Source organism: uncultured Acetobacteroides sp., assembly GCF_963667355.2.
Lineage (GTDB): Bacteria > Bacteroidota > Bacteroidia > Bacteroidales > ZOR0009 > Acetobacteroides.
This window is the reverse complement of the sequence record NZ_OY763328.2, coordinates 2,663,448-2,685,607: the sequence shown is the minus strand read 5'-3', so window position 1 is coordinate 2,685,607 and position 22,160 is coordinate 2,663,448. Positions and strand designations below refer to the sequence as shown.

Sequence of the window (22,160 nt, the reverse complement as noted above, 5' to 3'; positions counted from 1 at the left end):
AAAAGTTCTTTTTAGCCTAGCAAAGGCCTTTGCCAGCCAAGAAAAGGCTTTTGACTGCAAAGAAAAGGCCTTTGCCAGCGAAGAAAAGGATGTTTCTTGCGTAGAAAAAACTCTTTCTGAACCAGAAAAGGAACTTTCTACAACAAAAAAGATGTAGAAAGTTTAAGGAATAGATGCTTCAGCCCTCACCGCTGCTATATTGGAAGCATTGTCCAAGTGGTGATGGCGTTAATAGGCTACGCTTCCTTGGCCAGCCCTACCGAAATAGGCAAATAAGCACAAGTCAGCCTGATTAGGGTAAAAAGTCATGCAGAAGCCTCTACCTATATCCGCCCAAAGATCTTGTCGAAAAACCAGCTAGGCCTTGCTGCCACTTCGCCTTTAGATGGGCATTCTCCTTTACCTAAAAGTTCATCAACAATGGTTTGTATTAGGGGCTGCTGTATGTGCTGCGGCTTCTCGAAGTCGAAGGTTTGCAATCCATCGCCATTTTGCAGCACGATTGGCGTAAACTCGAAGGTGGAAAAGGTAATCTTTCCCCTAGTTCCAACAATCTCTATGCTGTCAACCGCCGCTTGGGGTGCAGCCACAAAGCTCCACGAGGCCGTTCCAAGCACGCCGCTCTCGAAAAGGAAGGAGGCAGCCACGGTATCCTCGGCAGAATAGAGTTTGCCAAGGTTCACCGCAAAGCCATGTACATCAGCAATCCGACCAAGAATAAAGTCTAGGATATCTATGGTGTGAGGAGCTAAATCATAAAGGTATCCACCGCCTGCCACCTCGGGATTTATTCGCCAAGTATGTTTTTGGAGTCTGATATCGCTTTCCGAAGCCACCCTTAGCTGCTCAACCCTAACGGTAAGTGGTTTTCCTACGGCACCGCATTCCACCAGCTCCTTAACCTTTACAAAGTAGGGCAGCGCTCGACGGTAGTGGGCCACAAACAACGGCTTTCCGACCTCCTTGGCAGCGTTAACCATCTCCATGCATTCGCTATAGGTAAGCGCCATGGGCTTTTCTACGTACACAGCCTTATCCGCCTTAAGGGCCATCAAGGTGTACGCGCAGTGCATGCTTGGAGGCGTAGCAATGTAAACAGCATCTATTTGGCTATTGGCTAGCAGCTCCTCCGCGCTGGTGTACCATTGTGCAACATGATGCCTTTGGGCAAAATCTTTGGCCTTTGCCGCATCGCGTCGCATAACCGCCACCAGCTCCGAATGTTCGCTCTTGTAAAAAGCGGGTCCACTTTTCACCTCGCACACATCTCCGCATCCAATTATTCCCCATCGTACGATGTCCATAAGGTATTATAAGTTAGAGTTGAAATTTATTATTTCCGAAAAAACTGATACCAATATAGAATAAAAATGCCCAACCCTTTATATATTTGCACAAATTCTACCTATAGGATATAGCTATTAAACAAAACATTTATGCAAACTTTTTCCTTTAAAGGATTGGAGCTAATGCTCCTAAACCGAACCATTGTTGAGGGAACCAAGGTAAACCTAATCCATCGAGTATTTCTTGCACTATTCACCCTTTTTGTAGTGTACTTTTCTGTTCAAATATATCTCTACCTACCCCAAAACCTTGAGGTGCTAGTGCTCTATCTGCTGCTTTTCGGAGCTGCCATACTAGCAATCCAGAAGATTATAAAGGATAGGCATAGCCCTAGCATGGCGTCAATCTCCTCCGACACAATTCGCGTTGTCCGATTCAAGAACCATTTCACCAGAATACCCTGCTTGTTCTCTTCTTCCCCAGATGCCGAGTTCGAAACGCACGATGGCAATACCGTAAAGCTCCGCGTACGCCTCGAAAAGGCCGTACTGCTGCAGTTCAAGCACGAGTTGGTAAAAAGAGATATTCGTGTCGAAGAGCATTAATGCCAAATAAAAGCGCAATCTTTAACACGATAAAACGGTTTTGCACCACATCGGGAACAATTATCCACCCGTCGATGTGTCTAACCTTGTGCTTTGTATTGCCTTTTCAACATTATAATGCTTTAGAAGATGAACCCAAAGGTTAAAGAATTCAGGGAGTACCGCGAAAAGATGAATGAGAAGATTCTATCGAAGAATAATCTTGTTATTAAACGAATCTACAACATCGACACCAACACCTACCAGGAAGGTGCCCTGTCTACCCGCGAGAAGGAGTTGATGGGGCTAGTGGCTTCTATGGTTCTTCGCTGCGACGACTGCGTGAAGTATCACCTAGAAACCTGCTACGAATTAGGTTTGAATACCGACCAGATAATGGAGGCATTCTCGGTGGCCAACCTCGTTGGTGGAACCATTGTAATCCCCCACACCCGCCGAGCCCTCGAATACTGGGAGGCTCTACAGGAGGAATAGTATCCAAAATAAATATTCCCTGTAACCTTAGCCAATAGGCTACGTCTATACTTTGCAATACCTGTATTAAAGTACTACAAGCTGGCGATATGCCCATGCCTTGCGGGCAACAGCTCATCGTTGGCCATAAACCATTACCAAATGAAAAAGCTTCTTTCGGCCTTGCTGCTTCTTATGTCGTTTGCGGCAGCGGCAAACGATAGCGCTCCGCTTTGGATGCGCTATCCTTCAATTTCTCCAGATGGGAGAACCATCGCCTTTACCTACAAGGGCGACATCTACACCGTACCAACATCGGGAGGTCGTGCTTTGCAGCTAACCACCAATCCTGCCTACGACTACATGCCAATCTGGAGCCCCGATGGAAAGACCATCGCCTTTGCCAGCGACCGCTATGGCAACTTCGATATCTTTACCATGCCCGCCGAAGGTGGTACACCAAAGCGTATTACCACCAATTCGGTTGCCGAACAGCCAAGAACGTTTACCCCCGATGGTAAAGAGATCCTTTTCCTTGCCCAAATCATGGATAAGGCAAACAGCCGCCAATTCCCCTACGGTACCTTGCGCGAGGTATACGCCGTTTCGGTAGATGGCGGTCGTCCCCATCAGGTGCTAACCATTCCAGCCGAAGATCCTTCATTCGACAAGAGCGGTAAGCTAATGGCCTACCACGACTATAAGGGCTACGAGGATCCTATGCGTAAGCACCACGTATCACCAGTCACCCGCGACATCTGGGTGTACGATACCCAAGCAAAAAAGCACACCAAGATTTCCACCTTCGGAGGCGAAGATCGTACGCCAATCTTTGGCGACGACTCCAAAACGCTATACTACCTCAGCGAGCAGTTTGGCGACTTCAACGTGGTTAAAACCAGCATCGACAACCCAACAAAGGTAGAGCAGCTAACCTTCTTCAAGAAGAATCCAGTTCGTTTCCTCACCAAATCAAATAGCAACATCTTCGCTTTTGGCTATGGTGGCGAAATCTACACCTATAAAGAAGGTGGCAAACCCGAAAAGGTCGCCATCTCCATCGTTAACGATCAGGTAGAAAACACCCTCATAAACAACGACCTTACCAACGGTGCCAGCGAAATGTCCGTTTCCCCCAATGGTAAAGAGGCCGCCTTTATTCTACGTGGCGATGTGTACGTTGCCTCTGTAGAGTACGGCACCACCAAACGAATTACCAACACCCCAGAACAGGAGCGCAACGTAAGCTTTAGCCCCGATGGACGCAGCCTTGTTTACGCCGGCGAACGCAACGGCAAGTGGCAGGTATTTACCGCTACCATGGTAAAAAAGGACGAGCCATTCTTTGCCACCTCAACAGCCGTAAAGGAAGAGAGCCTAGTTACCATTCCAGAAGACGCCTTCCAACCCTCCTACTCGCCTGACGGCAAAGAGGTAGCCTTCCTAAAGGACAGAACTACCCTAAGCGTCATCAACCTAAAGAGCAAGAAGATCCGCGATGTGCTCGATGCCAAGTACAACTACTCGTACCAGGATGGCGACCAAGACTACTGCTGGTCGCCCGACAGCAAATGGTTCCTTGTTAAGTACTTCGAAGCAGGAGGATGGAATAAAGAAGATATCGGCCTCGTAAAAGCCGATGGCACAGGTACTGTCACCAACCTCACCAACAGCGGCTACAGCGATAGCAACCCAAAATGGATGATGAAAGGCCAATCGATGATCTGGATTACCGATAGGGACGGCTACCGCAGCCACGGCAGCTGGGGATCGGAAGGCGACGTGTACGGCATGTTCTTCACCAAGAAGGCTTGGGATACCTTTAAGATGACCAAGGAGGAGCTGGATATTCAAAAAGAAGCCGAGAAACTTACCAAAAAGGATAAAAAAGACGAAACAAAGAAGGATGACGCGAAAAAGGACGAGGCCAAGAAGGACTCTACCGATAAGATAGCCCCTCTTGAGATTGACCTCAACGACCTAGAGAGCCGCACCACCCGCCTTACCATCAACTCGTCGAACATATCCGATGCCGTGCTTACCCCCGATGGCGATAAGCTATACTACCTGTGCAGCTTCGAGAAAGGATTCGACCTCTGGGTTAACGACCTGAAGGAAAACAGCACCAAACTGGTAATGAAGCTCGATGGCTACAACGGCAACCTGGTAATAGACAAGGACGGGAAGAACCTCTTCTTCACCTCTGGCAACACCCTTAACAAGCTCGAGATCTCGTCGAATAAGAGGACGACCATCAGCTACAAGGCACCAAAAACTCTCGACTATCCAGCCGAAAGAAAGTACCTGCTCGACCATGCCTACCACCTTGTCGAGAAGAAGTTCTACGATCCTAAGCTCCATAACGTAGACTGGAACTACTACCACCAGGAGTATGCCAAGTTCCTCCCCTACATCAACAATAACTACGACTTTGCCGAACTCCTAAGCGAAATGCTTGGCGAGCTTAACGGTTCGCACACCGGAGGAAGGTACACTCCTGCTCCATCATCAGGTGCCGACCAAACCGCAACGCTTGGACTTATCTACAACGATAGCTACAGCGGCGATGGTCTTATGGTAGCCGAAGTTATCAAGAAAGGCCCCTTTGAAAACGGCAAAACCAAGGTTGCACCAGGCATCGTAATCACCGCTATTGATGCCGATACCATTAAGGCTGGTGCCGATTACTACCCAATGCTTAACCGCAAGGCCGGAAAAGCCACTGTTGTTGGCCTCCTCAACCCAAAGACAGGCCAACGCTGGGAAGAGATCGTTAAACCTATCAGCAAGGGTACTGAAAACAACCTCCTTTACGATCGCTACGTTGAACGCCAGGAAGCCTACGTCGATTCCATCTCCAACGGTAGAATTGGTTACGTACACGTAAGAGGCATGAATAGCGAAAGCTTCCGCGAAACCTACTCCAAAACCCTTGGAAAGTTCCGCAACAAGGAAGCCCTAATCGTAGACACCCGCTTCAACGGTGGCGGATGGCTGCACAACGACCTAGCCATTCTACTTAGCGGTAAAAAGTACGCCGAGTTTGCCCCTAAGGGCCAATACATCGCTGCCGAACCGCTATCCCAATGGGCAAAGCCATCGGTAGTGCTAGCTTCAGAGGGTAACTACTCCGACGCTCACGGCTTCCCCTTTACCTACAAGACGCTTAAGATTGGCAAGCTAATAGGTAAGCCTGTTGCCGGCACCATGACAGCCGTATGGTGGGAGAACCTACAGGACAGAACCCTTACCATTGGCGTTCCCCAAGTAGGAGTTCGCGACATGAACGGGAACTTCCTCGAAAACCACACCCTACAGCCCGACATCGAGGTAGACTTCACCCCCGAAGATGTAGCCAACGGCATCGATCCACAGCTCGAAAGAGCCGTAAAGGAGCTGCTGAAGAAGTAAGAAGTAGTATAAGTAGTACTTAAAAACCTAACAGGCTTCGAAAACCTGTTAGGTTTAATTCACCCCATAGATGAAAAAGTTTTTAATTGCAATTGCAGCATTTCTAGGATTCAGCGCGGCACAGGCCCAAGAATCCCCACTGTGGCTGCGCTACCCCTCCATCTCACCCGATGGCAAGACTATCGCCTTTACCTATAAGGGCGATATCTACACCGTTCCAGCGGCAGGAGGAAGGGCGCAAGCCGTAACCACCAACCCTGCCTACGACTACATGCCCGCTTGGAGCCCCGATGGCAAAACCATCGCCTTTAGCTCCGACCGTAACGGTAACTTCGACGTTTACACCGTACCTGCCGAAGGCGGTACCCCTACCCGACTCACCACCAACTCGGCCAACGAGTACGTGCAAACCTTTACCCCCGATGGCAAGCATGTCGTATTTACGGCATCCATCCAAAAGCCAGCAACCAACCAGCAGTTTCCTGCAGGATACCTAACGGAAACCTACTCGGTATCGGTTAGCGGTGGACGACCAGCGCTGCTCACCAGCGCCGCTGGCGAGAACCACTTCTACACCAAGGATGCCAAGACCGTTTTCTACAACGACATCAAGGGGCAGGAGAACGCTTTCCGCAAGCACCACACCTCGTCGGTTGCCCGCGACATCTGGAAGTGGAACATCCCTACCAACACCTTCACCCAGCTAACCGTCGAAGGGGCCGAAGATCGTAACCCGGTGCTTACCGCCGACGAGAAGACGCTCTACTACCTATCGGAGAACGCTGGCTCGTTCAACGTTTGGAAGATGGACGTAGCCAACCCAAAAGGCATCTCGCAGGTAACCTCGTTTACCAAAGATCCCGTTCGCTTTCTATCCATATCTAAGAACAACACGCTTGCCTTTAGCCAAAACGGCGAGCTTTACACCCTTGCCCAAGGCGGCAAGCCCGAAAAGGTGAAGGTGACCATTGTTAACGATGGCGACAATCAGGTGGAGAAGCAGACCGCCCGTAGCGGCCTCTCGGGTGCAGCCCTATCGCCCAACGGCAAGGAGCTCGCCATTGTGGTACGTGGCGACATCTACGTTACATCAGTAGAGTACGGTACCACCCGTCGCATCACCAACACCCCCAGCCAGGAGCGTAGCCCATCGTTTAGCCCCGATGGCCGCACGCTAGTGTACGCCGGATTCCGCAACGGCAGCTGGAACCTCTACACAGCCTCCATCGCAAAGGCCGAGGAGCCCTACTTCTTTGCAGCCTCATCCATCAAGGAGGAAACCCTACTGGATAGCCCCGATGAGACCTTCCAGCCCGTATTCGCGCCAAAGGGCAACGAGGTGGCCTTCCTAAGCGATAGAACCAAAATCAAGGTTATCGATACAAAGACAAAGGCCATCCGCCAGATTACCGATGGCAGCAAGAACTTCTCCTACTCCGATGGCGACATCGACTTTGGCTGGTCGCCCGACGGCAAGTGGATTACCCTGGCCTACATCGATAAGCTGCGCCAAGGCTACAACGATATCGGCATTGTGAGCAGCAAGGGCGGCGAGATTAAGAACATCACCCTATCGGGCTACATGCAGGATGGCCCCAAGTGGATGATGGGTGGCGATATCATCCTCTTCACCTCCGACCGCTTTGGCATGAGGGCGCACGGCTCGTGGGGCTCGCAGCGCGACATAATGGGCATCTTCACCAACAAGGCCGCCTTCGACAAGTCGAAGCTCTCGCAGGAAGATCTCGACCTGATTAAGGAGCAGGAGAAGATGAAGAAGGATGCCGAGAAGAAGGTGGCAGATGCCAAGAAGGAGAAAAAGGACGATAAGAAGAAGCCTGCCAAGAAGGACGAAAAGGCTGCTGCCGACTCCACCAAGAAGGAGGCCAAGCCCGAAGGTAAGGACATCAAGCTGGAACTTAACGGTATCGAAGACCGCATCGAGCGTCTTACCATCAACTCGTCCGACCTTTCGGACTACGTGATTACCCCCGATGGCGAAAAGCTGTACTACCTTGCCGCATTCGAGGGTGGGTACGACCTCTGGGTCAACGAGCTCCGCAAGAACGAAACCAAGCTGGTGCAGAAGCTCAACGGTAAAGGCGGCTCGCTGGCGCTCGACAAGGAGGCCAAGAACCTTTTCGTGATCGCATCGAGCGGCATCACCAAAATAGAGATTGCCAGCGGCAGCAAGAAGTCGGTTTCCTTTGCTGCTGACGAGGAGATCGATCACGCCGCCGAGCGTGCCTACATGTTCGAGCACGTGTACAAAACCGTGAAGAGCAAGTTCTACCGTACCGACCTCCATGGCTGCGACTGGGAGTACTACAAGGCCAACTACGAGCGATTCCTCCCCTACATCGACAACAACTACGACTTTGCCCAGCTGCTCAGCGAGCTGCTCGGCGAGCTGAACGCCTCGCACACCGGCGGAAGCTACCGCCCATCGCTCGAGAATGCCGACGCCACCGCCCGCCTTGGCCTGCTGATGGATGTGGCCTACACCGGCGAGGGCGCCAAGGTAGCGGAGGTGATCAAGGACGGCCCATTCGACCGCGAATCGTCGAAGGTTAAGGCCGGATCGCTGCTGGTTGCCATCGACGGCAGCCCCGTTAAGGCCGGAGAAGACTACTATCCGCTTCTAAACAAGAAGGCCGGCAAGCGCACCATGCTTACCTTTAAGGATGATAAGGGCAGTAGCTGGGACGAGGTGGTTAAGCCCATCAGCGCCAGCGCCGAAAACGAGCTGATGTACAACCGCTGGGTGGAAAACCGCCGCGCCGAAGTCGAAAAGCTGTCGGGTGGCCGCCTAGGCTACGTGCACATCCGCTCGATGGCCGACGAAAGCTTCCGCACCACCTTCTCCGACGTCTTCGGCCGCTACAACAACAAGGAAGGCATCGTAATCGACACCCGCTTCAACGGCGGTGGCCGCATGCACGAGGACATCGAGGCGCTGTTCAGCGGCACCAAGTACCTCGAGCAGGTTCCCCGCGGGCAGTACGTGGGCCTTCAGCCAACCAAGCGCTGGACCAAGGCATCCATCATGCTCATCGGCGAGGCCAACTACTCCAACGCGCACGGAACCCCTTGGGTGTACAAGCACATGAACATCGGCAAGCTGGTAGGCATGCCCGTTCCCGGAACCATGACCAGCGTTTGGTGGGAGAACATGCAGGATCGTACCATCACCTACGGCATTCCAATCATCGGGTACCGCACCAAGGAGGGCAACTTCCTGGAGAATACCCAGCTCGAGCCCGACTACAAGGTGGCCAACCAGTCCACCATCCTCGATGCCGGCCGCGACCAGCAGATCGAGGAAGCCGTAAAGGAACTGCTTAAGGATATTGATGCCAACAAGTCGAAGACTTGGTAGGTAGCAGGTCTATTAAATTGACAAAGGGCTGGTAGCAATACCGGCCCTTCTTGTTTACTCTGTTAGACGAAGACATCTTTGGGTGCGATAGATGCATCTATAGGTTGCTAGTGGGGCTATTGTTATTATCAGCGAGGTATGGTATGTTGTCAGCGAGATACGGTAGATTGTTAACGAAGCGGCTAAATTGTCAGCGAGGCATGGTAGATTGCTAACAAGACGGGTAAATTGTCAGCGAGGTATGGTGCGTTGTCAGCGAAGCGGGGTACTATACCGACGTTTTCTATCTGCGTGTAATTCTTTGTTCCCCGCTAGCCGTAGAATAAGCCCACGAGGCTGGCGCATCTTGTAAATGCGTCGAGCATAGGCGGAGGGCTCATACCGCCAGCATGCACAGGGCACAAAAGAAGAAGCGGCTGCCATTGGGTTGGTAGCCGCTTCTTGGGGGCGGAGAGAAAGGGATTCGAACCCTTGAACCACTTTTGGCGGTTACACACTTTCCAGGCGTGCGCCTTCGACCACTCGGCCATCTCTCCTTGATTTCTGCGGTGCAAAATAGTGAAAAAAATTTCAAATATCCTAGCTAACCTCCATCTCTCCGGCCAGCGAGCACTCAAATTGTCGCTTTACCTCATCCACCGTATAGCTTTGCCCGAACAGGAACATCAACTTAACCACCGCCGCCTCGAAGGTTATGTCGTACCCGGTAATCACGCCCATCTTCTTCAGCAGCACGCCGGTTTCGTAGCTCTCCATGTTTACCGACCCGCCACGGCACTGGCTTACGTTAACCACCACCAGCCCGCGCTTTATGGCAGCATCGAGTTCGTCTAGGAACCAGGGGTAGGTAGGCGCATTCCCCGAGCCAAATGTCTCGAGCACCACCCCCTTCACGCCCTTGATGTTGAGCACCGCATGCACCACGCTCTGGCTGATGCCGGGGAATAGCGCTAGCGATGCCACGTTGGCATCCAGCTTGGTGTTAAACCGTACGGGCTGGCTAAAATCGACCTGCCGCACGTAGGGAAGATGGTACTGAACGTCGATGCCGGCCACCGCCAGCGCCGGATAGTTCTCGCTCCGAAATGCGTTAAAGGTATGCGCGTTGTACTTAAAGGTGCGGTTGCCCCGGTAGAGGTGGTTGTTAAACAGCACGCACACCTCGGGGATGAGCGGCTTGCCCTCCATGTAGGCCGCCGCCACCTCAACGGCCGAGAGCAGGTTCTCCCTACCATCGGTTCGGATCTCGCCGATGGGCAGTTGGCTTCCGGTGAGGATAATGGGCTTGGTGAGGTTCTGGATCATGAAGCTGAGCGCCGATGCCGTGTACGACATGGTGTCGGTTCCGTGCAGGATCACAAAGCCATCGTACTTCTTGTAGTTTGCCTTGATGATTTCGGCGATGCTCTGCCAGAACTCGGGCTGAATATTCGAGGAATCGACCGGGGGATCGTACGATATGGTGTTAATCGTAAAGTGGAACTTGCTCAGCTCAGGAACCTCTTCCTGTATCTGCTTAAAGTTAAATGGGACGAGCGATCCGGTTTCAAGATCGCGCTTCATACCAATCGTTCCACCTGTATAAATTACAAGTATGGCTGTGCCTTTCATCGCTTAAATGTTGAAGATACTTTTAGCTGTTGTAGTAGTTGCTCCCGCTACATCGCTAACCGTTACGTTCTTGATTTGAGCCACCTTTGCAGCAATTAGTGGAATGAACGCCGGCACGTTGCGCTTCCCCCTATGGGGAGTTGGCGCAAGATATGGAGAATCGGTTTCTAAAACAATACGCTCCAGCGGAATTTCCGCCACCACATCGGCCAGGCCCGAATTCTTAAAGGTGACGATTCCCCCTATTCCAACCGCAAAATCGCCCAACGCGCTGATGGCCCTGTAGGTCTCCACATCGCCCGTAAAGGCGTGGAAGATGCCAAAGAGCGGCTGCCCCTTGTATGCCTTTAGGATATCGAAGATCTCGGAAAACGCCTCGCGCGAGTGGATCACCAGCGGAAGGCTATGCTTAAGCGCCAGCTGTATCTGGTAGTCGAACACCTCCTGCTGCTGATGCCTGAACTCCTTCGACCAGTACAGGTCGATGCCCACCTCGCCGATGCCGTACACCTTTCGGCTTGCCAGGTACTGCTCCACCAGCTGCAGCTCCTCGTTATACGATTCGCCTACCGACGTTGGATGGAGCCCGATAAGCGGATAGCAGCAAGGCGCCTCGTCGGCCAGCGCAAATAGCGACTGATGGCTTTCGCTATCTATTGCCGGAAGAATAAGCGCCTCGACATGGGCATCGTTTGCCCGCTTAAGCTCAGGCAGGTAGTCGTCCTTAAACTCCTCGGCGTAGAGGTGGCAGTGCGTATCAATAAAATTCATGGGTATTGTTTCGGTTGATATATCCGGCGAAGATGCCGCGCCAAAGGTACAAAAACGCTACTGATGGGGGTACGATTTGGATAGCGCGGAGGAATTTCATGTGAAAGTAGCTGTTTCGTAACGGTCACATGCCGCTCGCATGGCAGACGCACATCTACTTTGGTGAATTCCTCACCCATGCTCGTTTCGCTTTTAGTATTACTGCTTAGGGGTTGCTGGAGAGCTAGGCCGTGTCTACCTCAACACCCTCCAAAGGGGGCTACGGCGCAGCCCGTAGCTTAACAGCATGTCGGATATCCTCAAAGCGAATCTAAGGGGTGATGCATCGATGCATTAGGGCTTTCCGGAAATCCGGCAGGGGTCACACACCAATGCATTAGGCTTTCCGGAAATCCGGTAGGGGTCATACACCGATGCATTAGGCCTTCCGAAAACCCGGTAGGGGTCATACATCGATGCATCAGGCTTACCGGAAATCCGGCAGGGGTCATACACCGATGCATTAGGCTTTCCGAAAACCCGGCAGTGGTCATGCATCGATGCATTAGGTCTTCCGAAAAATCTGAAGGGGTCATGTATCGTTACATTAGGCTTCCGGAAAATTCTGAAGGGGTGATGTATCGTTACATTAGGCTTTCTGAAAATACTGTAAGGGGTAATGAATCAAGGAAACAGGCAATCAACGCTGGACAAATTCTAAAAGCGAAATCCCTGGGATAGCGCGTATGATTTACCCGGCAGGCTTTTTACAATGCCATCGAACTCCATGGTAAGAAGGATTGCCGAGGTAGATGGCATCGACAGCCCGCTGCTAAACGCAATGGTATCGATGCTCTCCTTTTCGACCCCCTTAAGGATGGCTACAATCTTCTGCTCCTCCTCGCTCAGCTCCCTAAAGAGGCTCAGCTGCTGCGGAGGAGCGGCGCTCGTTTGAGCGGTCTGCCAGTTGAGCGCATTCTCGATGTCCTCAGCGCTCTCAACCAGCGCCGCCTTATTCGATTTAATGAGGGCATTACATCCCTGCGAGTATTTGTCGCCTGCACGACCAGGACAGGTCAGCACATCGCGGTTGTACGAGCTGGCGATATCGGCGGTAACCAACGCGCCACCCTTTATGGCCGACTCCACCACAATTGTGGCATCAGCCAATCCTGCAATTATTCGATTACGCCGAAGGAAGTTGTTGCGCTCGGGCTGAGTACCCGTGATAAAGTCGGTGACCAAGGCGCCATTGCCCAGCATCTCCTTGGCCAATCCCCTATTGGCCGAAGGGTAAATCATATCGAGCCCATGCGCCAGCACGCCTACCGTTGGAAAACCATTCTTTGTTGCATTTCGATGCGCGGCGGTGTCTATTCCATGAGCCAAACCGCTTACAATAAGTACCGAATGTCCCTGTTGGGCCAAGCCACGAACCAGCTCCTCGCAAAGCCACCTGCCGTAATCGCTTGCGCTCCGGGTTCCGACCATAGCCAGCACCTTCGGATGCGATAGCGGCACGCTACCCTTATAGTAGAGAAGGATTGGCGAATCGTCGCACTGCTTAAGCCGCTCGGGATAGCTCGGGTCGGTATAGTAAAGAGGGGTTATCTCGTACTTGGAAAGAAACTCTATCTCTTTTTCGGCACGCTCCAGCACCTTTTGGTGGTACACCTCATGCGCAATGAACTCTCCTACCCCAGGTACCTTTTGCAGCGACTTCTTCGACTGAATAAATACCTCGTCTACTCCACCACAGTAGGCTATAAGCTTTTTGGCGGTGATGCTGCCAATGTGGGGGATAATCTCAAGGGCAATCTTGTACTTAAGTAGAGGATCGTTCATGCCACAAAAGGTTTAGGTTAGCTCCGCCGCATTCAGCTTTAGGCACTCAATTGTTTGGCGCTGCTTTTCCTTTAAAAAGCTCCCGATAGGAATTGGGGGATACTGAAATACCTTTCCGTCCTTCTCTTGGTAGATGATTAGCGTTTTCTTTAAGAAACGCTTCTGAATCTTAAACGCATAAAAGTCCTCAACGGTCACCCTTATCAGCCGCTTGGCGCCAAAAGGAGCTGTTAGCAGAAAGTAGCGAAATTCATAGGCGTCATCCTTAAAGATGAACTCCATGAACCACATCCCGCCCCGCAAGGCTAAAAGAAGTGTCGCCAGCAGGTATGCCGCAGCATAAACGTGCCCCACCAGCTGTATGGTCTTGCTATCCGACCACGAGAAGTATTCGGGGAAAATCCAAATAGAAAGGAGGTAGGCAATAAATATAACTGCGAAAAAGATTCTCATTACATGGTAGGCTGCGACCTCATTCTCATTACTAACTTTTACCATTGCTTATAACTTTTACGACGCTTAATTTCTTGGTTTATCAGATCCAGCTCGCGCGATGCTTGTTCTGCCACCGACGTGTTCTCTCGTGCCCGTCGGATTAGGTAGGGAAAAACTTCCTTTACCGATCCGTAAGGGAGATACTTTGCCACGTTGAATCCTTCGGCTGCAAGGTTAAACGTAAGGTTATCGCTCATTCCGTAAAGCTGCGAGAACCAAATCCGACGATCATTTTCCTGCAAGGAATACTTGTAGATCAGCTCAACAAGAAACCATGTGCTATCCTGATTGTGAGTTCCTGCAAAGATGCTGATTTTATCAATATTCTCAAGAGAGTACACCAGCGCATCATCGAACATTGTATCGGTGATTTCTTTGGTTGGGTTTATTGGCGAAGGATACCCTAGCTGTGCTGCACGTTCGCGCTCCCTTTCCATGTACGCACCACGTACAAGCTTTGCTCCAGCTATAAAGTTTTTTTCAACAGCGCGCTTATGCAGCATCTTCAGATATTCTAGCCTATCCGTTCGGTACATTTGAAGCGTATGGTAAACAACCGCCTTCTCCGTATTGTAGCGCTCCATCATCTGCTCGGCAACCTCGTCAATTACCTGCAGGTAGCAGTAATCCTCAGCATCTATCAGAATCGAAATGCCAACCTCGGCAGCTTTAGCACAGAGCGCATCCACTCTTTTTACAAATAGATGGAATCGCTCTTCTTCGCCTTCATCCAGCGCCACTCCACTCGAAACTTTCTCTAGCACTTCAGGCTGAATAATGCCGGTAGGCTTAAAGACGGCAAATGCAACATACGGATGCTTTCCACCAAATTCGATGCTGCGCATTACCTCCTTAAAACAAGCCTTTGTCGAAGCGTCATCACTCTTTCCCTCTACGGAGTAGTCGAGAATTGAGCCCACCTTATACTTCCAGAGCTTTCTAGCCTTATTGGCACTCTTGGCTAAAGATACCCCACCCACAAATTGAGCATAAAGCGTTGGCTTTACCAACCATCCAATTGGGATGTGGTTCTTTACCGCAAAGGTTGCCAACGCGCTTAACCACCCCACTAGTTTCGGGTTATTAATCGTTTTAAAAAGGAAGCGAGCCTTACGAAGCTCAGCATTCGACTTTATTTTAAAGGCAATCTCAGTATTGGTAAAGTCTATCATAACCGCTGCATTAACGATGGGTTAATATACCAAAGATAGCGACCTTTTTCAATTCACCGATATTACTGTACAAGATAAGATGTTACGGCTACCTTTCCCCAATTGGTCCTATTGATCATGCTTGGATAATCAACAAAAAAGCCCTGACCGCGATAACGATCAAGGCTTTACAATAACTGTTATGTGACCCCGGCGGGATTCAAACCCACGACCTTCAGAACCGGAATCTGACGTTCTATTCAGCTGAACTACGGGGTCGAGAAACGAAGTGCAAATCTAGTAATAATAATTACTCTTTAAAATGCGGCCGAACTAATTTCATCTCAAAACACCAGAAATTTTAAAGACTAATAATTTGCTTTGCTATGTGAATTATCACTAAATAATATACATTTACCCCATCTATATTTTATAAACAACACTGCCATGTTACGATTATTAAAACTCACCCTTGTTATAGCAATAGCCTCACTCATCGTGAGCTGCGACAAGGAAAAACAGGAAAACTCACAATTACTCGAAGGTAGCACATGGAAGCTAAAAGCGTACATTAACACAACGAATGGCGATGTACAGTTTGTCTCAAACGCTCATCCCGTCGAAATGTCCTTCCTAAAAGGGGGAAAGTACACCTTCTCGTCAGATTCGAAATGCATTCAGTCAACCTTCAGATTTAGGTCAGAAACTGGTTGCGCTTCGTTTTCGAAACCATCAAAGTCAATTACGTTTAGCAGGGAGACTAACACCTTCCTAACAGCTACATTCAAATCCGACAGCTACGAATTAGTTGGAGACAACCTGAAAATCGCCTCCAAATCGACAAATAAGTTTCTGATATTTGAGCGAATAAGGTAACAAAAGCGTGAGCAATCACGCTTTTTGCTTTTTTAACATAATACTACTTTAAAGAATAAAAGATTACTTTCAGAAACAACTATAACCATAGTCACTGGATTCTTTTTCAAAAAGGAAATCATTTTAGCAATTACCTCAAAAGCTGTAGCTACGCCTTCAAATCCCCCCTTGCATCATATTTGAAAATAATAATTAAGCTTGCAGAAGTTCAAATTTCGATAGAACAACTAGCAAGTTACTAGATGCAGAACCATCAGGTTTACATACACTACTTCATCAACTCAATCCTAGCACTACGGGTTGATGCTGCTGCGCATTTAATTCTTGCTCTCCTCCTACTCCTCCTATCGAACCTGCTGCTCCTCCGCTAATAACGCAGCAAACATCTCACCTAACGGTGAACCTCGTTTTTCCCATAATTGTTTATCATTTAAAATCAAGAATACCATGAGTAAAGAAAAGGTGTACATCTTCGACACGACGCTTCGCGATGGCGAGCAGGTGCCCGGCTGTCAGCTGAATACAATCGAAAAGATTGAAGTTGCCCTCGCCCTCGAAAAGCTCGGCGTTGATATCATCGAAGCCGGATTCCCCATATCATCGCCGGGAGACTTTAACTCGGTGGTAGAAATTTCGAAGGCAGTGTCGGAGCCAACCATTTGTGCGCTTACCCGTGCTGTTGAAAAGGACATTGAGGTAGCTGCAGAGGCGCTACGCTACGCCAAGCATCCGCGTATCCATACAGGGATTGGGGTATCGCCATACCACATCAAGTATAAGTTTAATGCAACCCCCGAGGAGGTAATTCAACGGGCAATTGCTGCGGTAAAGTACGCCAAACGGTTTGTGGAGGATATTGAATTCTACGCCGAAGATGCCGGACGTGCTGAAAATCGTTTCCTTGCCAAAATAGTAGAGGCTGTTATAAGTGCAGGAGCAACGGTGGTTAACATTCCCGACACTACCGGCTATTGTTTGCCTTCGGAATACGGTTCGAAGATCCTATTCCTAAAGGAGAACGTCTCGAATATCGATAAGGCGATTATCTCGACCCACTGCCACAACGACCTTGGACTTGCAACAGCCAACTCTATTGCTGGTGTAATGAACGGTGCCCGTCAGATAGAGTGCACCATCAACGGAATTGGCGAGCGTGCCGGCAATACTTCGCTCGAAGAGGTTGTGATGGTGATGAAGAGCCATAAGGGACTTAATCTGGAAACATCTATCAACACCAAAAAGATATTTCCAACAAGCAGGTTGGTTTCTACGCTTATGCGCATGCCTGTGCAGGCTAACAAGGCTATTGTGGGACGTAATGCATTTGCTCACTCGTCGGGCATCCACCAAGATGGCGTGCTGAAGAACCGTGAAACCTACGAGATCATCAACCCCAAACAGGTTGGCGTAAGCGAATCGTCTATTGTGCTTACCGCACGCAGCGGAAGAGCTGCGCTGAAGCATCGCCTTGCTACCTTGGGCTATAAGCTCGACCAAAAGCAATTGGACGAGGTTTATGCAGATTTTCTAAACCTTGCCGATAAGAAGCGAGATATTCATAACGACGATCTAGAGGCTTTAATGGGCAAGGCAGCCCGTTTCGACAGGAAGATTCAGCTAGAATCTCTTCAGGTTATATGCGGGAAAAGCACCATACCTACTGCAACCATCCGTATAAAGTACGAAGGACAGATTTGGGAGGGCACCGAAACGGGCAACGGTCCTATTGATGCCGCCATAAACGCCGTGAAAACCATCATCACCGCAAAAACCACGCTCGAGGAGCTGCTGATCCACACCATCACACGTGGTAGCGACGACATGGGCAAGGTGCACGTGCAGGTTGAAAGCAAGGGCAAGGTTTTCTACGGCTTTAGCGCCAACACCGACGTTATTACGGCAACTGTAGAGGCATATCTGGATGCCCTTTCACAAATTGTATAACTCGATCTTTCTAGAATATGGGAAAAACACTTTTCGACAAAATATGGGATGCACACGTAGTGCATAGCACAGGCGATGGTGCCGATATCCTTTATATCGACCGCCACTACATCCACGAGGTAACCTCGCCACAGGCTTTCGATGGGCTTCGTAGCCGTGGCTTAGGCGTTTTTCGTCCTTTAAAAACGGTGGCAACGGCCGACCACAATGTCCCAACCATCAACCAACATCTTCCGATTAAGGAGGAACAATCGCGCAAGCAGGTAGCACAGCTGGTGCAGAACTGCAAAGAGTTTGGCTTGGATCTTTACGGGCTTGGACACCAATACCAGGGCATCGTACACATCATAGGACCAGAACTGGGCGTTACCCAACCCGGTGGAACCTACGTGTGCGGCGATAGCCACACTGCGACGCATGGCGCATTCGGCTCGATAGCCTTCGGCATTGGCACATCGGAGGTGGAGATGGTTTTGGCATCGCAATCGCTACCTCAGGTAAAGCCCAAGCAGATGAGCATCACCGTAAACGGGCAGCTGAAGAAGGGCATCACCGCCAAAGACCTTATCCTATATATAATAAGTAAGTTGACGGCAAAAGGTGGCACTGGCTACTTTGTTGAATATGCCGGAGAAGCCTTTCGAGCCCTCAGCATGGAGGGCAGAATGACGGTTTGCAACATGAGCATCGAGATGGGTGCCCGTGGCGGACTTATTGCCCCCGACGAAACTACCATCGCCTACGTAAAAGGTCGCGCATTTGCCCCCAAAGGTGACGATTGGGATAAAGCCGAGGCCTACTGGCGTACGCTGTACAGCGATGCCGATGCAACGTTCGATGCCAAGTTCTCCTTCGACGCTGCCGACATCGAGCCGATGCTTACCTACGGAACGAATCCCGGCATGGGCATTGGTATCACGGAAAGCATCCCTACAGAAAAAGATTTTACCGACGAGAGCGATAAGGCGACCCTCAAAAAGGCGCTTGCCTACATGCAGCTCTCCGAAGGTGAAAAGCTGCTGGGCAAGCCCGTATCCTACGTATTCATCGGAAGCTGTACGAATGGTCGCATCGAGGACTTTAGGATGGCCGCCGAAATTGTAAAGGGCAGGAAGGTTGCCAATGGCATCACCGCATGGTTTGTTCCTGGATCGAAGCAGGTAGAGAAGCAGTGCGAGACCGAAGGATTAACCCAAATCTTTGCCGAAGCAGGCATTGCCCTTCGCCAACCCGGATGTTCGGCTTGCTTGGCCATGAACGAGGATAAGGTCCCCGAAGGTGCGCTTTGCATATCGACATCGAACCGTAACTTCGAAGGAAGACAAGGTCCTGGAGCACGTACCATCCTTGCCGGACCGTATGCTGCCGCTGCCGCAGCGGTTACGGGGGTTATTACCGATCCAAGAAAGATGTTAGATTTTAGATGTTAGACTTTAGATATTAGACGCTAGATGTTAGAAGGCTTGAAAATGATGTTGGTTGGGTAAAACAAGGTACAATTACAACATCCGATTATCAGAAAGGAAAGCAATCGGCGTAAGCAATTCTAATATCTAAATACTAAAATCTAAATACTTAAAAACGAACCATGCCAAATAAAAAAGTAACCATCATAAAGTCATCTGCAGTGCCGCTGAGAGTGGACAACGTAGATACCGACCAGATAATCCCCGCTCGATTCCTTAAGGCAACCACGCGCGAGGGCTTTGGAGAGAACCTCTTTAGGGATTGGCGCTACGACAAGCAAAATAGTATCGTAGAGGCTTTCCCGCTGAACAGTTCGAAGTACTCGGGCAAGATTCTGGTAGCCGGGAAGAACTTCGGCTGCGGATCGAGCCGCGAGCATGCCGCTTGGGCCGTTAAGGATTACGGCTTCGAAGCCGTGGTATCGAGCATGTTTGCCGATATCTTTAAGAGTAACGCCCTCAACAACGGCTTGCTGCCCGTGCAGGTAAGCGAGGCATTCCTCGAGAGGCTCTTTACTGCCATAGAGAGCGATCCATCGACCCAAATAGCCATCGATTTGCCCAACCAAACCATTAGCATGGGCGATGAGAAGGAATCGTTTGCCATTGGAGCCTATAAGAAGGAGTGCCTGGTGAACGGGTACGACGATGTGGACTACCTGGTGAGCATGAAAGATAAGATTGAAGCATACGAACAAAGCAAAAAGTAATGAATGCATATAAGATAGCCGTCCTAAAGGGCGATGGAATTGGCCCCGAGATTGTAGACGAGGCCATAAGAGTTTTAGAGGCTGCTGGCCGCAAGTTTAACATCGAGTTCGACTACAGCGAAGGCCTAATTGGCGGCGTGGCCATCGACACCATCGGCTCGCCATTCCCTGCCGAAACCCAACGGATATGCGAGCAGGCTGATGCCATCCTCTTCGGTGCTATTGGCGATCCAAAGTTCGATAACGACCCAACAGCAAAGGTTCGTCCTGAGCAGGGGCTGCTTGCCATGCGAAAAGCGCTCGGATTATACGCCAATATCCGCCCTGTTGCGGCCTACGACAGCCTTTTAAACCTATCGCCGCTTAAGGAAAGCATCACCAAGGGGGCCGACTTTGTGGTGATCCGCGAGCTAACCGGTGGTATCTACTTTGGCGAGCCTCGCGGCCGCAGCGAGAACGGGGCAACCGCCTTCGACACCTGCGTGTACACCAAGGAGGAGATTACCCGCGTGGCCAAAATGGCCTTCGAGTACGCCATGACCCGTCGAAAGAAGCTAACCGTTGTGGATAAGGCCAACGTGCTGGCCACCTCGCGCCTGTGGAGGGAAACCGTTCAGACAATGGAGAAGGATTACCCTCATGTAACGGTCGACTATATGTTTGTGGACAACGCCGCCATGAAGCTGATCCTGCAGCCCACCTACTTCGACGTGGTGCTCACCGAGAATATGTTTGGCGACATCCTAACCGACGAGGCCAGCGTTATTACCGGCTCGCTGGGCATGCTGCCATCGGCATCGAAGGGCTCGAAGGTATCGCTCTACGAGCCAATACACGGCAGCTTCCCCCAGGCAAAGGGTAAGGGCATTGCCAACCCTATTGCCACCATCCTTTCGGCCGCCATGATGCTCGAGGATTTGGGCGAAACCATTGCGGGAAAGGCTATCCGCGCTGCGGTGGACAAGGTGGTTGCCGAGGGATTCCTCACCGTTGACCTAAACTCCATCAACCCCAAATCGACCACCGAGGTGGGACGCAGAATTGCAGAGGGGATTTAGTAGTAGCAAGATTTTGTGCTGCAAAAAATAGGGTATGCTGTTAGATAGATAAAAGGAAAGCCGTTGCGGGTGCAGCGGCTTTCCTTTTTTTATGGGAACTATGCCTTTTCTATCATCTGAAGTTTTTCAGTCTTCGGAAACCTATTTAACCAGATAAAAATCAACCTCATCAATTGTTGATTCATACTTGAAGTTCAACTAAACAGAGAAAATTACTTGTTATAGGTTACTAACGACTTACTGAATTTCAACGAATTCTTACTCTTTGATTTTAAATAGGTGGTAACCTCTTCAAATTTATCTTTTACTTCAAATTTAAGAATTTCATCTTCACTTATTACTTTGGGATTTGACAGATAGTATCCTTGCTTTAAAACATTATCCCATGTTTCATAATTATATCCACCTTCTTCATACCATTTATGATAATTACTTTCTTTTCCACATAGTTCTTCACTTCGTAATATGACATCTTTTGTATCACTTGAATAGTTCAACTCAGACAACCACACTTTTTTTCTTTTAGGAGAAATAACAACCTCAAGATCGCCAATATAGTTTACACAATTTTTCTTCAAAGACTTCACATTCCAATACGCTTCTATCCCATATCGTGAGATTTTGGTTATCACACACGTATCAGCAGAACTCTTAAAATAAAAGCAGGAAAATTTATCAGGAAAAATATCTTTACCTCCATTAATTCCAATTGTATTAAATTGTTTACTTGTAGTTACATCCTTAATATGCAATCGCCCAACCAAAATGTAACAATCTCCATTATTTGTTGAATCCAAAACACTAGAAGGAGCGCATGAAACAAAAGAAAGGAAACTGCAGAGAAATAAGTATCGCATAGAAAATTCTATTTTAGATGATGAATCCTAACTCTCAACCGCATTCCACCATCCCAAACAGAATATACCCCCGAAAGGTAAAATTCCAAGTATGCTTAATAGTAGGTATACGATTTAAAGATGGCATTAAAGGTAGCTAAATTTACTTTGGGCAAGTTTTACGGCTCAATTATTTTTCTCTCTCTCCCAATTAACGCCTAAAAGTACCTGATCGGCATTACAGCGATAATCCAAAGTTGCTCTCTTGTAATAACCGTATAAA

At 49.7% G+C, this 22,160-nt stretch carries 17 protein-coding genes and 2 tRNA genes; 10 read left to right on the top strand and 9 right to left on the bottom strand.

The window, feature by feature from the left end; all coding sequences use genetic code 11:
• Positions 1 to 323: 323 nt before the first annotated feature.
• The gene (locus tag ACHZA1_RS11100; RefSeq protein ID WP_320051951.1) at positions 324 to 1,304 is read right to left on the bottom strand and encodes a Gfo/Idh/MocA family oxidoreductase; all 981 of its coding nucleotides are present in this window, start codon (positions 1,302 to 1,304) and stop codon (positions 324 to 326) included.
• Between the two features lie 132 nt (positions 1,305 to 1,436).
• Here ACHZA1_RS11100 and ACHZA1_RS11095 point away from each other — a divergent pair, with 132 nt between their 5' ends.
• The 4 genes from ACHZA1_RS11095 to ACHZA1_RS11080 all read left to right on the top strand — a co-directional run bounded on the left by ACHZA1_RS11095 (position 1,437) and on the right by ACHZA1_RS11080 (position 9,135).
• A complete protein-coding gene (locus ACHZA1_RS11095; RefSeq protein ID WP_320051950.1) occupies positions 1,437 to 1,892 on the top strand; it encodes a hypothetical protein in 456 nt (151 codons plus the stop codon).
• 129 nt (positions 1,893 to 2,021) lie between these two features.
• Positions 2,022 to 2,366 carry a carboxymuconolactone decarboxylase family protein gene (locus tag ACHZA1_RS11090; protein ID WP_320051949.1) on the top strand — a complete coding sequence of 115 codons (345 nt, stop codon included), beginning with the start codon at positions 2,022 to 2,024 and terminating at the stop codon, positions 2,364 to 2,366.
• Positions 2,367 to 2,507: 141 nt separating this feature from the next.
• On the top strand, positions 2,508 to 5,756 hold the full coding sequence (locus ACHZA1_RS11085) for a S41 family peptidase (RefSeq protein WP_320051948.1): 3,249 nt from the start codon (positions 2,508 to 2,510) through the stop codon (positions 5,754 to 5,756).
• 70 nt (positions 5,757 to 5,826) lie between these two features.
• On the top strand, positions 5,827 to 9,135 hold the full coding sequence (locus ACHZA1_RS11080; RefSeq protein WP_320051947.1) for a S41 family peptidase: 3,309 nt from the start codon (positions 5,827 to 5,829) through the stop codon (positions 9,133 to 9,135).
• Between the two features lie 448 nt (positions 9,136 to 9,583).
• On the opposite strand, the gene ACHZA1_RS11075 is transcribed toward ACHZA1_RS11080, so the two are convergent.
• From ACHZA1_RS11075 to ACHZA1_RS11045, 7 genes are all read right to left on the bottom strand, one after another.
• Positions 9,584 to 9,671 (bottom strand) — tRNA-Ser (locus ACHZA1_RS11075).
• Between the two features lie 43 nt (positions 9,672 to 9,714).
• The gene (locus ACHZA1_RS11070; RefSeq protein WP_320051946.1) at positions 9,715 to 10,746 is read right to left on the bottom strand and encodes an asparaginase; all 1,032 of its coding nucleotides are present in this window, start codon (positions 10,744 to 10,746) and stop codon (positions 9,715 to 9,717) included.
• Positions 10,747 to 10,749: 3 nt separating this feature from the next.
• Positions 10,750 to 11,517 (bottom strand): TatD family hydrolase, encoded by a 768-nt coding sequence (locus ACHZA1_RS11065; protein ID WP_320051945.1) that lies wholly within the window; start codon positions 11,515 to 11,517, stop codon positions 10,750 to 10,752.
• Positions 11,518 to 12,213: 696 nt separating this feature from the next.
• Positions 12,214 to 13,341, bottom strand: a complete 1,128-nt coding sequence (gene dprA, locus ACHZA1_RS11060) for a DNA-processing protein DprA (protein WP_320051944.1) — start codon at positions 13,339 to 13,341, stop codon at positions 12,214 to 12,216.
• 12 nt (positions 13,342 to 13,353) lie between these two features.
• On the bottom strand, positions 13,354 to 13,839 hold the full coding sequence (locus tag ACHZA1_RS11055; protein ID WP_320051943.1) for a hypothetical protein: 486 nt from the start codon (positions 13,837 to 13,839) through the stop codon (positions 13,354 to 13,356).
• The gene (locus ACHZA1_RS11050; RefSeq protein ID WP_320051942.1) at positions 13,833 to 15,008 is read right to left on the bottom strand and encodes a proline dehydrogenase family protein; all 1,176 of its coding nucleotides are present in this window, start codon (positions 15,006 to 15,008) and stop codon (positions 13,833 to 13,835) included. Before ACHZA1_RS11050 ends, ACHZA1_RS11055 begins: the two co-directional genes overlap by 7 nt.
• Positions 15,009 to 15,192: 184 nt before the next feature.
• Positions 15,193 to 15,266, bottom strand: a tRNA-Arg gene (locus ACHZA1_RS11045).
• A gap of 168 nt (positions 15,267 to 15,434) precedes the next feature.
• Here ACHZA1_RS11045 and ACHZA1_RS11040 point away from each other — a divergent pair.
• The 6 genes from ACHZA1_RS11040 (at position 15,435) to leuB (ending at position 21,041) form a co-directional block, all read left to right on the top strand.
• Positions 15,435 to 15,863 carry a hypothetical protein gene (locus tag ACHZA1_RS11040; protein ID WP_320051941.1) on the top strand — a complete coding sequence of 143 codons (429 nt, stop codon included), beginning with the start codon at positions 15,435 to 15,437 and terminating at the stop codon, positions 15,861 to 15,863.
• 242 nt (positions 15,864 to 16,105) lie between these two features.
• Positions 16,106 to 16,234, top strand: a complete 129-nt coding sequence (locus tag ACHZA1_RS11035) for a hypothetical protein (RefSeq protein ID WP_320051940.1) — start codon at positions 16,106 to 16,108, stop codon at positions 16,232 to 16,234.
• 76 nt (positions 16,235 to 16,310) lie between these two features.
• Positions 16,311 to 17,807 carry a 2-isopropylmalate synthase gene (locus ACHZA1_RS11030; protein WP_320051939.1) on the top strand — a complete coding sequence of 499 codons (1,497 nt, stop codon included), beginning with the start codon at positions 16,311 to 16,313 and terminating at the stop codon, positions 17,805 to 17,807.
• Positions 17,808 to 17,824: 17 nt separating this feature from the next.
• Entirely contained in the window at positions 17,825 to 19,237 is a 1,413-nt protein-coding gene (gene leuC / locus ACHZA1_RS11025; RefSeq protein ID WP_320051938.1) for a 3-isopropylmalate dehydratase large subunit, read from the top strand.
• A gap of 158 nt (positions 19,238 to 19,395) precedes the next feature.
• Positions 19,396 to 19,983 (top strand): 3-isopropylmalate dehydratase small subunit, encoded by a 588-nt coding sequence (gene leuD / locus ACHZA1_RS11020; protein WP_320051937.1) that lies wholly within the window; start codon positions 19,396 to 19,398, stop codon positions 19,981 to 19,983.
• Positions 19,983 to 21,041 carry a 3-isopropylmalate dehydrogenase gene (leuB, locus tag ACHZA1_RS11015; RefSeq protein WP_320051936.1) on the top strand — a complete coding sequence of 353 codons (1,059 nt, stop codon included), beginning with the start codon at positions 19,983 to 19,985 and terminating at the stop codon, positions 21,039 to 21,041. Before leuD ends, leuB begins: the two co-directional genes overlap by 1 nt.
• 212 nt (positions 21,042 to 21,253) lie before the next feature.
• On the opposite strand, the gene ACHZA1_RS11010 is transcribed toward leuB, so the two are convergent.
• Positions 21,254 to 21,898 carry a hypothetical protein gene (locus ACHZA1_RS11010; RefSeq protein ID WP_320051935.1) on the bottom strand — a complete coding sequence of 215 codons (645 nt, stop codon included), beginning with the start codon at positions 21,896 to 21,898 and terminating at the stop codon, positions 21,254 to 21,256.
• Positions 21,899 to 22,160 lie beyond the last annotated feature (262 nt).

What these genes read in the sequence shown, in the direction of transcription:
- ACHZA1_RS11065 (WP_320051945.1), bottom strand. Translation starts at nt 11,517, where the DNA reads ATGAATTTTATTGATACGCACTGCCACCTCTACGCCGAGGAGTTTAAG.
- ACHZA1_RS11035 (WP_320051940.1), top strand. Translation starts at nt 16,106, where the DNA reads ATGCAGAACCATCAGGTTTACATACACTACTTCATCAACTCAATCCTA.
- ACHZA1_RS11070 (WP_320051946.1), bottom strand. Translation starts at nt 10,746, where the DNA reads ATGAAAGGCACAGCCATACTTGTAATTTATACAGGTGGAACGATTGGT.
- ACHZA1_RS11010 (WP_320051935.1), bottom strand. Translation starts at nt 21,898, where the DNA reads ATGCGATACTTATTTCTCTGCAGTTTCCTTTCTTTTGTTTCATGCGCT.
- leuB (WP_320051936.1), top strand. Translation starts at nt 19,983, where the DNA reads ATGAATGCATATAAGATAGCCGTCCTAAAGGGCGATGGAATTGGCCCC.
- leuC (WP_320051938.1), top strand. Translation starts at nt 17,825, where the DNA reads ATGGGAAAAACACTTTTCGACAAAATATGGGATGCACACGTAGTGCAT.
- ACHZA1_RS11055 (WP_320051943.1), bottom strand. Translation starts at nt 13,839, where the DNA reads ATGGTAAAAGTTAGTAATGAGAATGAGGTCGCAGCCTACCATGTAATG.
- ACHZA1_RS11080 (WP_320051947.1), top strand. Translation starts at nt 5,827, where the DNA reads ATGAAAAAGTTTTTAATTGCAATTGCAGCATTTCTAGGATTCAGCGCG.
- ACHZA1_RS11085 (WP_320051948.1), top strand. Translation starts at nt 2,508, where the DNA reads ATGAAAAAGCTTCTTTCGGCCTTGCTGCTTCTTATGTCGTTTGCGGCA.
- ACHZA1_RS11040 (WP_320051941.1), top strand. Translation starts at nt 15,435, where the DNA reads ATGTTACGATTATTAAAACTCACCCTTGTTATAGCAATAGCCTCACTC.
- ACHZA1_RS11050 (WP_320051942.1), bottom strand. Translation starts at nt 15,008, where the DNA reads ATGATAGACTTTACCAATACTGAGATTGCCTTTAAAATAAAGTCGAAT.
- leuD (WP_320051937.1), top strand. Translation starts at nt 19,396, where the DNA reads ATGCCAAATAAAAAAGTAACCATCATAAAGTCATCTGCAGTGCCGCTG.
- ACHZA1_RS11030 (WP_320051939.1), top strand. Translation starts at nt 16,311, where the DNA reads ATGAGTAAAGAAAAGGTGTACATCTTCGACACGACGCTTCGCGATGGC.
- dprA (WP_320051944.1), bottom strand. Translation starts at nt 13,341, where the DNA reads ATGAACGATCCTCTACTTAAGTACAAGATTGCCCTTGAGATTATCCCC.
- ACHZA1_RS11090 (WP_320051949.1), top strand. Translation starts at nt 2,022, where the DNA reads ATGAACCCAAAGGTTAAAGAATTCAGGGAGTACCGCGAAAAGATGAAT.
- ACHZA1_RS11100 (WP_320051951.1), bottom strand. Translation starts at nt 1,304, where the DNA reads ATGGACATCGTACGATGGGGAATAATTGGATGCGGAGATGTGTGCGAG.
- ACHZA1_RS11095 (WP_320051950.1), top strand. Translation starts at nt 1,437, where the DNA reads ATGCAAACTTTTTCCTTTAAAGGATTGGAGCTAATGCTCCTAAACCGA.